The organism is Microbacterium sp. F1-18 (genome assembly GCF_052921305.1).
Window position 1 is genome coordinate 232,009 of record NZ_JBREVD010000004.1, and the last position, 13,360, is coordinate 245,368.

Annotated in this window: 10 protein-coding genes; 9 read left to right on the forward strand and 1 reads right to left on the reverse strand. The window is 70.7% G+C overall.

What is annotated here, in order from left to right; genetic code table 11:
- Window positions 1-30 precede the first annotated feature (30 nt).
- From ACU6RU_RS13120 to ACU6RU_RS13150, 7 genes are all read left to right on the forward strand, one after another.
- Window positions 31-1,320 carry an ABC transporter substrate-binding protein gene (locus ACU6RU_RS13120; RefSeq protein ID WP_446726755.1) on the forward strand — a complete coding sequence of 430 codons (1,290 nt, stop codon included), beginning with the start codon at window positions 31-33 and terminating at the stop codon, window positions 1,318-1,320.
- A 66-nt stretch (window positions 1,321-1,386) separates the two neighbouring features.
- Window positions 1,387-2,556, forward strand: coding sequence for an ADP-ribosylglycohydrolase family protein (locus ACU6RU_RS13125; protein WP_289330497.1), 1,170 nt, complete (start codon window positions 1,387-1,389; stop codon window positions 2,554-2,556).
- On the forward strand, window positions 2,553-3,926 hold the full coding sequence (locus ACU6RU_RS13130; protein WP_446726756.1) for an ADP-ribosylglycohydrolase family protein: 1,374 nt from the start codon (window positions 2,553-2,555) through the stop codon (window positions 3,924-3,926). The genes ACU6RU_RS13125 and ACU6RU_RS13130 overlap by 4 nt, the downstream gene beginning before the upstream one ends.
- The gene (locus ACU6RU_RS13135; protein ID WP_289330495.1) at window positions 3,923-4,855 is read left to right on the forward strand and encodes a ribokinase; all 933 of its coding nucleotides are present in this window, start codon (window positions 3,923-3,925) and stop codon (window positions 4,853-4,855) included. The genes ACU6RU_RS13130 and ACU6RU_RS13135 overlap by 4 nt, the downstream gene beginning before the upstream one ends.
- The gene (locus tag ACU6RU_RS13140; protein WP_446726757.1) at window positions 4,852-6,798 is read left to right on the forward strand and encodes an SUMF1/EgtB/PvdO family nonheme iron enzyme; all 1,947 of its coding nucleotides are present in this window, start codon (window positions 4,852-4,854) and stop codon (window positions 6,796-6,798) included. The genes ACU6RU_RS13135 and ACU6RU_RS13140 overlap by 4 nt, the downstream gene beginning before the upstream one ends.
- A complete protein-coding gene (locus ACU6RU_RS13145) occupies window positions 6,795-7,982 on the forward strand; it encodes a CaiB/BaiF CoA transferase family protein (RefSeq protein ID WP_446726758.1) in 1,188 nt (395 codons plus the stop codon). Before ACU6RU_RS13140 ends, ACU6RU_RS13145 begins: the two co-directional genes overlap by 4 nt.
- On the forward strand, window positions 7,979-8,830 hold the full coding sequence (locus ACU6RU_RS13150) for an HpcH/HpaI aldolase/citrate lyase family protein (RefSeq protein WP_446726759.1): 852 nt from the start codon (window positions 7,979-7,981) through the stop codon (window positions 8,828-8,830). The genes ACU6RU_RS13145 and ACU6RU_RS13150 overlap by 4 nt, the downstream gene beginning before the upstream one ends.
- Window positions 8,831-8,911: 81 nt before the next feature.
- Here ACU6RU_RS13150 and ACU6RU_RS13155 read toward each other — a convergent pair whose 3' ends face one another.
- The gene (locus tag ACU6RU_RS13155) at window positions 8,912-9,904 is read right to left on the reverse strand and encodes a LacI family DNA-binding transcriptional regulator (RefSeq protein WP_120263953.1); all 993 of its coding nucleotides are present in this window, start codon (window positions 9,902-9,904) and stop codon (window positions 8,912-8,914) included.
- Between the two features lie 159 nt (window positions 9,905-10,063).
- On the opposite strand from ACU6RU_RS13155, the gene ACU6RU_RS13160 reads away from it, so the two are divergent.
- Both ACU6RU_RS13160 and ACU6RU_RS13165 read left to right on the forward strand, forming a co-directional pair.
- A complete protein-coding gene (locus ACU6RU_RS13160) occupies window positions 10,064-11,923 on the forward strand; it encodes a glycoside hydrolase family 2 protein (protein ID WP_446726760.1) in 1,860 nt (619 codons plus the stop codon).
- A 72-nt stretch (window positions 11,924-11,995) separates the two neighbouring features.
- The gene (locus ACU6RU_RS13165) at window positions 11,996-13,306 is read left to right on the forward strand and encodes an ABC transporter substrate-binding protein (protein ID WP_289330491.1); all 1,311 of its coding nucleotides are present in this window, start codon (window positions 11,996-11,998) and stop codon (window positions 13,304-13,306) included.
- Window positions 13,307-13,360: the final 54 nt, after the last annotated feature.

A 13,360-nucleotide genomic window follows, 5' to 3' on the forward strand; every position in this document is an offset into this window, starting at 1 on the left:
ACGAAACCCGAAAACCAGAAAGGCCACACCATGAGAAGAATCCGCGGCATCGGCGCCGTCGCATTCGTGGGCATCGCAGCCATCGCGCTCGCAGGATGTCAGCAGGGCAGCGCGAACAACAGCGGGGGAGACGGCGACGTCGTCACGCTCCAATTCCAGTCGCTCTCGGACCAGCCCGCGACCCAGGCGGCCATCAGCGAGATCGTCGACGCCTGGAACGCCGAGCACGACGACGTCCAGGTCAAGATCATCCAGGCCGGCTGGGACGGCACCTACGACAAGCTGATCACCCAGTTCTCGGGCGGCACCGCGCCCGACATCATCCACTTCGAGGCGAGCTCGATCGTGTCGTTCGCGGCCGACGGCTACCTCGCCGACCTGACCGACCTCATCGATCCCGAGCTGAAGTCGGACATCTCCGACGGCATCTGGGAGTCGGTGACCCACGACGGTCAGATCGTCGCCTACCCCTCGACCCTGCAGTCGTATATGGCGTTCGCGAACGCCGATCTGCTGGCCGAGGCCGGTGTCGAGGTGCCGACGGGCGACACGATGACGTGGGATCAGCTCCAGGAGATCGCGCGAGCGACGACCACGGCCGACCACTACGGCCTGGGCTGGGGTCTCGGTTCTCCGACCGCCACGATGATGAGCCTGTCGATGGGCTTCGACGGCGGCTACTTCGACGGCGAGGGCGACGACGTGACGATCGAGGTCGGCGACGACGAGCTCGCCGTTCCCGAGCGCATCCACGAGATGGCCTACACCGACCGATCGATCGACCCGACCTCGCTCACCCAGTCGGGATCGGACGTGCTTCCGTCGTTCTACGGCGGCAAGGTCGCGCTGACCGTGCAGGGCTCGTTCCAGGCGACGAACATCGCCGCGGATGCTCCCGAGGGTCTCAACTGGGTCGCGCTTCCGCCGCTCGAGGGATCGGCCGGCGCCGTCCAGGCCGCGAACCCGCAGACCTACTCGGTGAACATCGACTCGGAGCACGTGGAGGAGTCGGCGCAGTTCCTGAACTTCTTCATGGACGGCGAGAACCTCGCGAAGATCGCCTACGCCGACGCGCTCATCCCCTCGTCGGGTGCCGCACGCACGCAGGTCGCCGAGCTCGCCGGTGACGACGCCGCCTGGAAGCAGGTGCTCGCGTCGGGTGAGGGCCTGGTCGGCCCGCCGTTCCTGAAGGTGTCGAAGTACACCGAGTGGAAGGACACGATCGCGACGCCGGCGTTCCAGCAGTACCTGGCGAACCAGATCGACCGCGACCAGCTCGCCGCGCAGCTCAGCGACGGCTGGGCCGACGTCGCCGGTTGACGACTCGCGGGGGCGGGTCGATCCGATCCGCCCCCGCCCACACGCTCGAACGAAGAGAGGGACGTAATGGACGTGTTGCACGATCGGGTGGCAGCAGTACTGGCGGGAGCCGCCGTGGGCGATGCGCTCGGCGGTGCGACGGAGGGCTGGACCCCCGAGCAGATCGAAGAGCGGCACGGTGGACGTGTCGAGGGGATCGTCGGTCCCTTCCTGCCCGACTGGCGCACGGCTCGCCCCATCGCGCCGTACCACAAGGGCGATGGGCACGTCACAGACGACACCCTCATGACCCACGCCCTCATCGAGGTGTACGCCAAGCAGCGCCGGCACCTCGACGCGTACGACATCGCGAGCGACCTGGTGCCCCTCATGATGGGCGAGCGCCGCTGGATCCCCGAGCTCGAAGACGAAGCGCTCATCCTGCAGCGCGTGTTCCTCGCCGAGAAGTGGCTCGTCATGAAGCTGCACTACGGCCACGCCGACCCCCGTGAGGCGGGCGTCGGCAACGTCGTGAACTGCGGCGCGACGATGTACATGGCCCCCGTCGGCCTCGTGCACATCGGCGATCCGCGCGGCGCCTACGCTGAAGCGATCGATATCGCCGGCGCCCACCAGTGGTCGTACGGTCGCGAAGCGGCCGGTGTGTTCGCCGCCGCGGTCGCGGCATCCGCCACTCCCGGAGCGACGGTCGACGACGTTCGAAACGCGGTCCTGGACATCGCACATGACGGCACCGCCGCCGCCATCCGTGCCGTGTTCGATGCCGTCGACGCCTTCCGTGCCGCCGGCGGATCGGACGACCCGCGCGAGCTCGGTCGCGTCGTCCGCGAGGCGGTCAGGCCTTTCGACACGGTGGGCGAGGCGTACCGGTCGCCGGCGATGGATGCGCGTCTTCCCTCGCGGACGAAGGCCATCGAAGAGCTTCCCGTCGCGCTCGGCTTCGTCGTCGCTCACGACGGCGACCTGCGTGCCGCCGTGCTGGATGCCGTCAACTACGGCCGTGACGCCGACTCGATCGCCACGATGGCGGGTGCGATCTGCGGCGGGCTGCACGGCAGCGCCGCCGTTCCCGAGGAGTGGCTGAGCGAGGTCGTGACCGCGAGCCGCCTCGATCTCGACGGCGTCGTGACGACGATGGTGGAGGTCGTGCGCGATGTCGCCCGCGCTGATGCCGAGCGTGCCGCCGCCCGTGCGGAGTCGCTGTCGTCGCTGCTGTCGGTGGGGGCCGACGCGTGAGACTGACCTGGGCTCAGCCCGAAGACCTCGTGCCGGCCGAGTTCGCCGCGCTGCGCGAGCAGGGTGTGCCCGACGCCGAGCTGTCGTCGATCGAGCACCGATGGGCCGAGGCGGGTGGGGCGACGGCGCTCGCTCCCTCCGGAGCCAGCGCGACGCCGGCCTCACCCGAGCTGCGGGCGGAGGCGCGTCGCGTGCTCGACGAGCTGCAGTCGCTGCAGCGCCCGAGTGCGGATGAGCCCGACGGGTGGGATGAGATCGCAGCGCTCCTTCCGGAGTCGTCCGCGCTGACCGGTGACGCCGGCGGCGCCGTGTTCGACCGCGTGCACGGCGCGTGGCTCGGGCGGTCGGCCGGATGCCTGCTCGGCAAGCCCGTCGAGAAGATCCCCCGCGCGGGCATCGAGCAGATCGCTCGCGCCACCGGAAACTGGCCGATCGGCGGCTATTTCACCGCGCGCGGTCTTCCTACTGGTGTCGCCGAGCGCTGGCCATGGAACCGCCGGTCCGCGCCGACCTCGCTCGTCGAGAACATCGCCGGGATGCCAGAGGACGACGACCTGAACTTCCCGATCCTCGCCCTCGACCTGCTCGAGAAGCACGGCTCCGCGCTGACGACCGATCACGTCGCCGAGGCCTGGCTCGCCGCGCTGCCGGCGGGGCGCGTGTTCACAGCGGAACGTGCCGCGTACCGCAACATCCTCGACGCACGCCCGGTGCCCGAGACCGCGACGCACCGCAACCCGTTTCGCGAGTGGATCGGCGCCCTCATCCGCGCCGACGTGCACGGGTGGGCGCACCCCGGCGACGTACGGGCCGCGGCGCGCTCCGCATGGATCGATGCGCGACTCAGCCACACCCGCAACGGCCTGTACGGCGCCATGTGGGCGGCCGCCCTCTGCGCGGCATCCCTCGTCGCGGACTCGATGGACGATGTGCTGGATGCCGCAGACACCGTCGTGCCGCCGGACTCGCGCCTTGCCGCGGCCGTACGGCTCGGGCGCGAGACCGGTCGCGCGCTCGGCGCGGGCGAGCTCACGGCTGCCGGTGCGCTCGACGTCCTGCACGCCGAGTATGAGGGGATGCACTGGGTGCACACCCTGAACAACGCCGCGCTCACCGCGTGCGCGCTGCAGGCGCACGGTCATGACTTCGGCGCCGCCGTCGCGCTCGCCGTCGCGGGCGGCTGGGACACCGACTCGGTCGGGGCCACGGTCGGGTCCGTCGTGGGCGGCCTGGTCGGTCCGGACGGCATCGGGCGCGCCTGGACCGAGCCGCTGCGCGACAGCATCGCAACCTCGATGCCCGGCGGTCCAGAGCGGTCGATCCGCGAGCTCGCCGAGCGGACGACCGCCCTCGCGGAGGGGACCTCGTGAGCGTCGTCGTCGTCGGCAGCATCAACCAGGACATCGTTGCCCGCGTCGCCCGCATCCCTGCTCCGGGCGAGACGCTGCTGGCGTCGTCGCTCGTCCGCACGGGCGGAGGCAAGGGCGCCAATCAGGCCGTCGCCGCCCGCCGTGCCGGTGGAGCTGCGGTCGCTTTCGTCGGGGCAGTGGGAACGGATGCCGCGGGCGAGACCCTGCGCTCGGCGCTTGCATCCGACGAGATCGACGTCTCGGGGGTCGCGCAGGTCGACGAGGTGACCGGAACGGCGCTCATCTCGGTCGACGCATCGGGGGAGAACGCGATCGTCGTCGCCGCCGGTGCGAACGCCGCCCGCGACGTCCTCACCGACGTGCAGCGGGCCGTCGTCGCGTCGGCGTCGGTTCTGCTCACGCAGCTCGAGATCCCGGTGGCTCTGGTCCGCGACGCCGCAGCGGCCCGGCGCGAGGGTGCCTGGCATGTGCTGAACGCCGCGCCGTCCGCGCCCTTCGCGTCCGCCCGCGACGCACTGCTCGCGGCCACCGACGTGCTGGTCGTGAACGAGCACGAGGCCCTCGAGGCGGCGGGCATCGACGATCTCGACGAGGCGGTCACCGCGCTCGCGCGTGCGGTGCCCGGACTCGTCGTCACACTGGGCTCGCGCGGAAGCCTCGTCGTCTGCGGTGCCGAGCGCGCCGAGGTTCCGGCGCATGTCGTGACGCCGGTCGACACGACGGGCGCCGGCGATACCTTCTGCGGCGTGCTGGCTGCGGCGCTCGCCGCCTCCGGGCGCCGCCCCGACGCTGTCGATCTGGATCTGCTCGTCGATGCCGCGCGGGCCGGGGCCGCGGCATCCGCTCTGGCCGTCACGCGCCCGGGCGCGCAGGACGCCGTGCCCACCGTCGACGAGGTCGCCGCCCTGCGAAAGGAGAGTCAGCCGTGAGCGGTGGATTCGACCCCCTCGTCCCCCGTGAGATCGACCGCCCGACGCCGGTGCCCCTCGGCATCGACGTCCGGTCGGGAGACGCGGCCGTCGTCCTCGACGACGCGAAGATCTTCGTCGCGCCGACCGATCCCGCCGACGTCGAGGCGTGGCGCGCGCAGCTGACGGCGTGGCGCGAGGGCGCCCGCGAACGTCACGGTGCGCCGACCCGCTACGACCAGCCGGAGTCGGCGTGGGCGAGCCGGTGCTTCACCGTCGCCCAGGTTTGGCTCTGGGACGAGCTGTTCTTCGACTTCGACGAGCAGCGCTTCACCCCCGAGCGCTTCCTCGCCGACGCGCAGCGGCGGTTCGGCGGCCTCGACGGGATCGTGCTGTGGCACGCCTATCCCGTCATCGGCATCGACGACCGCAACCAGTGGGACTTCTACGCCGTGCCGGGTCTCGTCGAAGCCGCCGAGGCTCTGCGCGCCGCCGGTGCGGCCGTCTTCGTCGACTACAACCCCTGGGATGTCGGCACGCGGCGCTCGGGAGATGACGCCGCCGAGCTCGCCGCCACGGTGCGGCGCCTCGGTGCCGACGGCGTCTTCCTCGATACGCTCCGCAAGGCCGACCCCGACCTCGTCGCAGCCCTCGATGCCGCCCGCCCGGGCATCGGGCTCGAAGGCGAATCGAAGCTCGCGACCGAGCGCATCGCCGACCACACCCTGTCGTGGGCGCAGTGGTTCGCCGACTCGGACGTGCCCGGTGTGCTGCGCGCCCGCTGGTTCGAGCGCCGACACATGCAGCACCACATCCGACGATGGCACCGCGACCATGCCGAAGAGCTGCGGTCGGCGTGGCTCAACGGCGTCGGCGTGATGGTGTGGGAGGTCGTCTTCGGCGTCTGGGTCGGCTGGAACGACCGTGACGCGGCGACCCTGCGGCGCATGCTGCCCGTGCAGCGCGGGATGCACCGCTGGCTCGTCGAGGGGGAGTGGACGCCGCTGGCGGTGCACGACGCACCGGTCTTCGGGTCGGCGTTCGAGCTCGACGGCGTGACCCTGCTGTGCCTCGTCAACACGTCGGGGGCCGACGTCGACTTCGGACTCGAGACGCGGGGCCGGTGGGTGCCGCTGCACGAGCCCGGCGATCAGGTCTCGTCGGTGACGGTGCCTTCCGGCGGCGTCGCCGCCGTGGTGCGATTGGCCGCGGATGCCGCCGTGCCTGCGGTCGTGGCTGAGGTGAAAGCCACGCTGCGCGACGAGCCTCCCGTGGCGGACGCCTCGTTCCCGCATCGCCGCGCTCGGCGCCTCACTGCTCCGGCCTGGACGGGGCCGGTGCGCGACACCGGCGCGCGCGAGGAGGAGCCGACCGTGACGGTGGCTCCCGGGTCGCACGTGCTCACGGTGCGATTCCGTGCGCGCGAGACCGGGATGTACGACGGAGCACCGTACGTCGACGAGTGGAAGCCGCTGCCGCCGCGCCTGCACGATCAGCGGACGCTCGAACGAGTCGCCGAGGTGCGGCATCCGGTGAGGGTCGGGGCGTCCGAGGTGACCGAGGCCGAGTACGCGCGGTTCCTCGATGCGATCGGCGAGCACACGGATGCCCGTGACGCCGTGCGCCCCGCGACGGGCATGACGTTCGCGCGGGCTCGGGAGTACGCCGCCTGGGCGGGTGGGCGCCTTCCCACCGAAGACGAGTGGCAGCTCGCAGCATCCGACCCGTCGTTCCGGCGGCGCCAGCCGGAGGTGTGGAACTGGACGGAGTCGGAGCATTCCGACGGCCGCACCCGCTTCGTCATGCTCAAGGGCGGCAGCGCTCACCGCAGCGAGGGGTCGGACTGGTACGTCGAGGGCGGTGTGCAGCGGCCGGAGTTCGCGCTCAAGCTGCTGTTGCCCGGCCTCGGTCAGGACGCGTCGCCCTCGATCGGATTCCGCGTCTGCTGGGAGGAACGCCCGTGACCCCGCTCGACGGACTGCGCGTCATCGACGCCTCGACGCTGTTCGCAGGTCCCATGGCCGCGATGCACCTCGGAGACATGGGGGCCGAGGTCGTCAAGGTCGAGCATCCGACCCGCCCGGATCCCGCGCGTGGTCACGGGCCGAGCAAGGACGGGCAGAACCTCTGGTGGAAGACGCTCGGCCGCAACAAGCGGACCGTCGCGATCGACCTGCACACGACCGACGGGCGGGAAGCGTTCCTGCGCCTCGCCCGCACCGCGGACGTCGTCGTCGAGAACTTCCGCCCCGGAACCCTCGAGCGTTGGGGGCTTGGTTACGACGAGCTGTCGGCGGAGAGTCCCGGGCTCGTGCTCGCCCGTGTCACCGGGTTCGGTCAGATCGGCCCGTACCGCAGCCGTCCGGGCTTCGGCACGCTCGCCGAGGCGATGAGCGGGTTCGCCGCCGCGACGGGCGAGCCCGACGGCCCGCCGACCCTTCCCCCGTTCGGACTCGCCGACGGCATCGCCTCGCTCGCCACCGCCTACGCGATCATGACCGCTCTGCACGCCCGCGAGCGAGACGGGCGCGGGCAGGTGGTCGATGTGGCGATCATCGAGCCCATCCTCGCGATGCTCGGCCCGCAGATCACGCGCTGGGATCAGCTCGCGACCGTGCAACCCCGCACCGGAAATCGATCGGCGAACAACGCGCCCCGCAACACGTACCGCACGGCCGACGGCTCGTGGGTCGCCGTGTCGACGAGCGCACAGTCGATCGCGGAGCGGGTCATGACCCTCGTCGGCCGTCCCGACCTCGCCGCCGAGTCGTGGTTCGCGAGCGGATCGAGCCGGGCGCAGCACGCCGACGAGCTCGACGAGGCTGTCGGCAGCTGGATCGCCGGACGCACGCGCGACGAGGTCGTCGAGGCGTTCGAGGCCGCACAGGCCGCCGTCGCCCCGGTATACGACCCGTCGGACATCGTCGCGGACCCGCAGTTCCAGGCGTTGGGCACGGTTCACCGCATCCACGATCCCGACCTCGGCGACATGGCCATGCAGGGACCGCTTTTCCGGATGTCGCGTGACGAGTCGACCATCGCGTTCACCGGCCGCGCCCACGGTGCCGATACCGCCGAGGTGCTGGCGACGCTCGGTTACACAGCCGATGACATCGCCCGCATGCGCGCGGAAGGATCGATCGCATGACACGCGCGATCATGGTCGCGCTGTACGCGCCCGCCGACCGCCTGGAACGCTTCGCGAAAGCGCTGGATGCCGGAGCCGACGCCGTCATCGTCGACCTCGAAGACGCCGTGGCGCCCTCGCGCAAGGCCGCGGCGCGGGCGGCGCTCGCCGACTTCGCCGAGGCGTGGACGTCGCGCGGGGCTTCTGCCCCCGTGGTGCAGGTACGGGTGAACGCTCGGGGTGCGCAGATGCACGACGAGGATGTCGCCGCTGTCGCGGATCTGCCCGCGGCCTTCGGCATCCGTCTTCCCAAGACCGAGTCGGCGGATGACGTTGCGGCGGTCCGCGCCGCGGCACCGGGGCGCGAGGTCCACGCGCTGCTCGAGTCGGCCCTGTCGATCGAGCGGGCGTTCGAGATCGCGCAGGCCGGGGTCGCATCGCTCGCGGTCGGCGAGGCCGATCTGCGAGCGGAGATCGGTGTGCCGGCGGGACGGGACGGCGAGCCCGGACTCGCGTGGTCGCGCGCGCGGGTCGTGAACGCCGCGGCTGCGGCGGGGCTGCCGCTTCCGCTCATGGCGGTCTGGGCGGACGTCGCCGACCTCGCGGGCCTGGAGGCGAGCTGTCGCGCCGGCCGCGCGCTCGGCTACGCGGGGCGCACCGCCATCCATCCGCGGCAGATCGAGGTGATCCGGCGGGCCTTCACCCCCACCTCCGACGAGATCGAGCGGGCACAGCGCATCGTCGACCGGGTGCGTACCGCGTCCGCGGACGGCACGGGCGCGTTCGTGCTGGAGGACGGCACCTTCGTCGACATCGCCATGGTCAGGGCCGCCCGCCGCATCCTCGACGCCGGCTCTCCGTCTCGCTGACGCCGAGAGCGCGCATCTGCACGGTGCGGGCCGCTTCGGACCGTGCGGACGCGCACCCTCGCCACCTCGCCGCTGGCGGGATCAGCGGGTGATGAGGCGGTACGGCACCTGGTGGTGCACGCCGGTCTGGCGGGCGGGGTCGCTCAGGATGTCGAGGATGGATGCCGCCGCCTCTTCGACGCCGTGGTCGACGGTCGAGAACCCCGGGATGTGGAAGCGCCCCTCCTCGATGTCGTCGAAGCCCATGACCTGCACGCGATCCGGCACGGAGACGCCGTGGGTGCCGAGGGTGTACAGCGCGCCGAGGGCGAGGCTGTCGCTGAAGCAGAACAGCGCGTCGAAGTCGGTGCCGCTCGCGATGAGGCGCGCGACGGCGGTCGATCCTTCGGCGCGATTGAACTGGGCGACCGAGGCGTACAGCGCCGGGTCGTCGGCGATGCCAGCTGCGGTCAGCGCTCGCCGGTACCCTTCGAATCGCAGCCGGGAGGTGGCGGTGGGGCCGGCTTCCTGCACGCCTACCGCGGCGATGCGACATCGCCCCTGCTCGATGAGGTGCGTGGTGGCCGCTGCCGCCGCCGAGACGTTGTCGATGCCGACGTGATGCACGGACGGATTCAGGAGCTCCTCCGCCTGCTCGCCGATCAGTACGAGCGGAGGGCCGCTCGGCCGGTCGCGCACATCGTCGGGAGTGAGGGCGAGCGGACTCATCACGATCCCGTCGAGCGCGGGGAAGCCCTCCCCGGCCATCATCGCCAGCTCCGCCGGTCGGGCGCCGCCCGTCTGCGCGATGAGAACGGTGAGCGCGCGAGTCTGCGCTGTGGATACGAACTGGGACGCGAACTCGGCGAAGTAGGGCTCACGCAGATCGGGGAGCACCAGCGCGATCAGTCCGCTGCGCCCGTTCCGCAGCTGGCGTGCGGCGAGGTTGGGCCGGTACCCGAGCTCGTCGATCGCCGCGAGGATGCGCTGCCGCATCTCGTCGCCCACCCACCCCGTCCCGTTGACGACGTTGGAGACGGACTTCGCGCTCACGCCGACGCGGGCGGCGACGTCGGCGAGTGTGACGCGGGTCATACGGGCTCCTGTCAGATGGTTCCGAGGGTCGCTGTTGACTCTAGTTCAGCGTGGAACTACTGTTTAGTTCAACGTGGAACGGAAAGCGGTTTCCACCGATCCCCTTCGGGCGGATCAACGACGAGGCCGGCATCGGAGCCGGCAGAGGGAGTCATCGCAGTGGAGCAGGATGCCGGTCGAGAGCCCGACACGACGCGCGCGAGCGCGCTGGAACCGGCGCGCCCGCGCCCGCAGCTCGTGCGTAACTCGTTCCTTCTTCTCGACGGGATGTGGGGGTTCGCTCACGATGACGACGATCGCGGTGTCGCCGACCGGTGGTTCGACGGCCGTGAGCTGCGCAGCAGCATCCTCGTTCCGTTCCCGCCGGAGTCGCCGGCCTCGGGCGTCGGCGAGACGGGCTTCCACCCGATCGTCTGGTACCGCAGGACTCTGTCCGAAGCCGACCTCGCCGCCGCCGGTCATCAGCCGAGCCAGCGTGCGATCCTGCGCTTCGGTGCCGTCGACTACCGGGCCGCCGTCTGGATCGACGGTCAGCTGGTCGGCGAGCACGAGGGCGGGCACACCCCGTTCGCCCTCGACATCACGGACGCGCTCGACGGCGACGCGCGGGAGCACGTCATCGTCGTGCGCGCCGAGGACGACCCGCACGACCTCGCGCAGCCTCGGGGGAAGCAGGACTGGGAAGAGCAACCCCACTCGATCTGGTACCACCGCACGACCGGGATCTGGCAATCGGTGTGGCTCGAGTCCGTCGCGCCGCAGCACATCACCGGGCTCAACTGGACCAGCGACCTCACCGACGGGACGGTGACGCTCGAGCTGCGAATCAGCCGGCCCGGGGCCGCGATCGCGAGCGTTCGCATCGCGCACGAGGGTCGGGAGCTCGCCGCCGCGACGATGCGGACGAGCGGCACGCGAGCGACGCTGACGATCCCTCTCGACGGACAGCGCAACGGTCAGAACTACGAGCGACTCCTCTGGAGCCCCGACCGGCCCACCCTCCTCGACGCCTGGATCGACCTGACCGACGACGGCGGACGAACCGACGCCGTGGCGAGCTATCTGGGCCTGCGCAGCGTGGCCTGGAACCGGGGCGCCCTGCTGCTGAACGACCGGCCCGTGACGCTGCGGTCGGTTCTCAGCCAGGGGTACTGGCCCGAGTCGCACCTCGCCGCGCCCTCACCCGACGCCCTGCGACGCGAGGCCGAGCTGATCGCCGAGCTCGGCTTCAATTCGGTGCGCGTGCACCAGAAGGTCGAGGACGACCGCTTCCTGTACTGGGCGGACCGGCTCGGACTGCTCGTCTGGGGCGAGATGGCGGCGACGTACACGTTCGACGAACAGGCCGTGCAGCGGACGACCGCGGAATGGACGGAGGCGGTGCTTCGCGACCGGGCGCACCCCAGCATCATCACGTGGGTGCCGCTCAACGAGAGCTGGGGTGTGCAGCACATCGCCTCGCGCGCCGATCAGCGGGCCTTCGCCGAAGCGCTGTTCCACCTGACCAAAGCGCTCGACCCCACCAGGCCCGTCATCTCCAACGACGGGTGGGAGCTCGGCACCTCCGACCTGTGGACCCTGCACGACTACGAAGCCGACGGCGGCGTCCTCGCCCGCCGTTACGACGTCGACGACCAGGTGCTGCACGGCCTCGTCTCGGGCATCGGCCCAGCCGGTCGCCGCGTGCGTCTGCCGGGTACGACGGACAGTGGGCAGCCGATCATGCTCACCGAGTTCGGCGGCGTGAAGTGGGCGGCCGATGCGAGCCCGGACGACTCCTGGGGCTACTCCGAGGCGCGCGGCGCAGAGGAGTACGGCCGGATGGTCGCGGACATCCTCCGCGCGGTGCAGTCGGGCACGAGAGGCACCGGCGGCCGACCCGACGGGCTCGCCGGTTGGTGCTGGACCCAGCTCACCGACACCATGCAGGAGCGAAACGGCCTGCTCACCGAATCGCGCGAGCCCAAGCTGCCCATCCAGACCATTCGCTCCCTCATCCGAGGAGCCGAGACCGGCTGAACGTCCGCCGGCGTCCGGCCGGCCACATCCCACACCTAACCCGGGCTCATGCCCGCTCAATGAGGAGAAAACATGTTGAAGAGACTGCCCGCATCGTTCGCTCTCGTCGGAGCCGCCGCCCTTCTGCTCGCCGGTTGCGGCGCCGGCAGCGGTTCGAACGCCGCTCCCGAGGACATCACCTTCGACGACGAGACCGCAGCCAAGATCAGCTTCTCGTGGTGGGGGAACGAAGACCGCGCCGCTCGCTTCGAAGAGGTCGTGGCGCTCTTCAACGAGCAGTACCCGAACGTCGAGGTCGTGCGGAACTTCAACGCCTGGGGCGACTACTGGACCGCCCGCAACACCGAGGCGGCAGGAAAGTCGCTTCCCGACGTGGTGATGATGGATGCCGGCTATCTCGGCGAATACGCCAGCAAGGGTCTGCTCGCCGACCTCTCGCCCTACCGCGACTCACTGCTGCCGCTCGAGGGCATCAACGACCAGGTGCTGGGATCCGGCACCGTCGACGACCAACTCGTCGGGGTCCCGCTGGGGACGAACGCCTGGTCGATGATGTACAACAAGGACATCCTCGACTCGTTCGGCATCGACTATCCGACCGACGACATGACCTGGGACGAGTTCAACGACTTCGTCCTCGAGGTCAACGCGGCAGGCGCGTCATCCGAACCCCGGATCTACGGGGCAGAGGACTACACGGGCGGCCTTCCGAACTTCATCTACCACCTCATGCAGGACGGCAGCCCGGTCTTCGAAGAGGACGGCTCGCCTGCGTTCGACGAGAACGATGTGATCGAATATCTCGACGGCGCCGCCGACCTTCGCGAGGACGGCGACTTCTACCCCGTCGAGCGCAGTGTCGCGCTCTCACCCAGCGGTGGCTTCCTCGCCGGCGAGACCGCGATCTGGTTCAACTTCTCGACGACGGTGCTGCAGGGCATGACGGATGCCGGTACCGAGAACATCGGCATGGTGCAGCCGCCGCTCGAGAAGGGCCAGGACGAGCACGTGCTCGCGCCCAAGCCGAGCATGCTGCTGAGCGTGGCGAAGAACTCCGACCAGAAGCAGGCTGCCGCCGCGTTCGTGGACTTCCTCACCACATCTCCCGAGGTCGCCGAGATCTTCGGCACCTCGCTCGGCACCCCGCCCACCGAAGCCGGGCGCGAGGCGATCGACCAGACCGCGGCCGACACCGTCAACCTCGACTACCTGGCGTCCATCGACGATGAGCTGACCGCCAGCTATCCGATCCTGCCCGCGGGCTACGGCACCATCGAGGCCAAGTGGGGAGAGCTGCACGAGCAGCTGCGATACGGCGATCTGACGACGAAGCAGTTCGCGCAGGAGCTCTTCTCCGAGATCTCGCTGGTACTCGGCTCCTGACCGCTCCGCACGACCCTGCCGCACGGCCGAGGCGCCGGTCCGCAGGAGAAAGGA